The organism is Roseovarius sp. D0-M9 (assembly GCF_037083805.1).
Classification (GTDB): domain Bacteria; phylum Pseudomonadota; class Alphaproteobacteria; order Rhodobacterales; family Rhodobacteraceae; genus Roseovarius.
The window spans coordinates 1-1,430 of the sequence record NZ_JBAPKZ010000113.1 but is presented as its reverse complement, the minus strand read 5'-3'; the positions used below and the strand labels follow the sequence as shown (position 1 = coordinate 1,430).

Below are 1,430 nucleotides of genomic sequence, written 5' to 3'. Positions count from 1 at the left end.
TGGCACGCGCCAGCTATCTGGGGAGCGCACGTGCCATGGCGCTTGGCACCCCGCCACTGGCCTGGTTTTGCGCCGCCACGTGGCCGGTTTTGTCTCCGCCGTTGACAGTCACGACCGGCTCGGATTTCCGCCATGATTTCGGCTTCGGTCATGGCGTGCGCAAGTGATGTTTCCGGCGCTTCCCAAGAGCGTTTCGCGACTGTCTGAAGCATCTCGTCCGGCAGATCTTCGATGAAGTCGTCGTCACCGGGTTCGCTCAGTGCATGGCGGATCTCAACGAGGCCATCCCATTTGGACTCGAAGAGGCTTTGTGCCATTTTGGATGCGAGTTCCGAAGCGAAGCCCGGTCGGGGCGCGGAAGCTGGCGAGGGTTTATTGGTCATACGAGCCTCCCGCCATCAGAGTCGATGCCAGTGAGGGCATGGAAGTGCTGGAAGCTGAGCGGTCAAGATCTTCGATGGCGCCGTCCAGGCTGGCACATGGGTCCGCCCGAAGCGCATCGATTTCGGAGAGCGCAATCCGGGTGGAGGGCTGGCGGTTCGCCGTGAATTTCACTGCATTTTCAGAAAGAGCCACCAAGGCAACGACGTCAAAGTCGTCTGTTGCGTAGGACTTTACGCCCCTAGGAGAACGATGATAGCCCTTCGTAATGTTGAAGTGGAAAAACCCATTTCTAGCGCGGCAGCAGGTCTTGATCTGCATGCGGAGATCGCCTTCGGGATGATAGACGATGCGGTCCGCAGGCAGCATTTCCGGGAGCTGCGACGTGTAAATCCCGAAACGCAGTAGAATGCTGTCGACAAGACATTCGCCGGACAGGCCAAACCATTTTGCATGGCTTGTGAGCATGTCTCGAGAAAGCCTCGGGAACTGACGCATCGTGTCAGCTGGAAGGCACGCAGCTTGAGGCGCGAACAGCGCTTCGAAGCCGCTCAGAGGCGGTTGGTTGGACATTGGCAATTCCTTTTAAGATGTGTTGGGTTGCCCACCGGCGCAGGAGCGCCGACGGGATAAATCAATTTTTTGAAAATCGCTGAAAATCAGGCGGCGAGCGGCAAGCCCATGGCAGGGCTCATATGCGACCTATTGGACAGCGCACCATCGATCATATCTTCGATGCTGATCCGCGCCTCTTCAGCCATGTCGCGAACCGGCGCAGCGGTCTGGGTCGGCGCTTGCGCAATGCTATGGATCGCCCGCGTCCGAACAGACTCGAGTGCGGCAATGCTGGGCGCTGCAACAGCGCGCGAGATGAGGCCAGCCATGCGATGCAGCAGCAGGTCATTCATCGACAGCGGGTGCACGGAACGGACTGCTTCGGCTTGGCTGCCTGGATCAGGCCGTTGATGGCCTCGACGCCCCCGTTGGACAGCCGGCTGTCGAAGCCGTTCAGGATGCCGTCCCAGTGTGCCTTGATCGTTTTGGCGAGG

At 59.3% G+C, this 1,430-nt stretch carries 4 protein-coding genes; all 4 read right to left on the bottom strand.

The window, feature by feature from the left end:
- On the bottom strand, window positions 1-383 hold a 383-nt coding region (locus V8352_RS21735), incomplete at its 3' end, for a hypothetical protein (protein ID WP_336426340.1).
- Window positions 373-954 (bottom strand): hypothetical protein, encoded by a 582-nt coding sequence (locus V8352_RS21730; RefSeq protein WP_336426339.1) that lies wholly within the window; start codon window positions 952-954, stop codon window positions 373-375. The genes V8352_RS21735 and V8352_RS21730, both read right to left, overlap by 11 nt.
- Window positions 955-1,040: 86 nt before the next feature.
- Complete coding sequence (locus V8352_RS21725) at window positions 1,041-1,289, bottom strand: hypothetical protein (protein WP_336426338.1); 249 nt, start codon at window positions 1,287-1,289, stop codon at window positions 1,041-1,043.
- Entirely contained in the window at window positions 1,286-1,417 is a 132-nt protein-coding gene (locus V8352_RS21720; protein ID WP_336426341.1) for a transposase, read from the bottom strand. The genes V8352_RS21725 and V8352_RS21720 overlap by 4 nt, the downstream gene beginning before the upstream one ends.
- Between the last annotated feature and the right edge of the window lie 13 nt (window positions 1,418-1,430).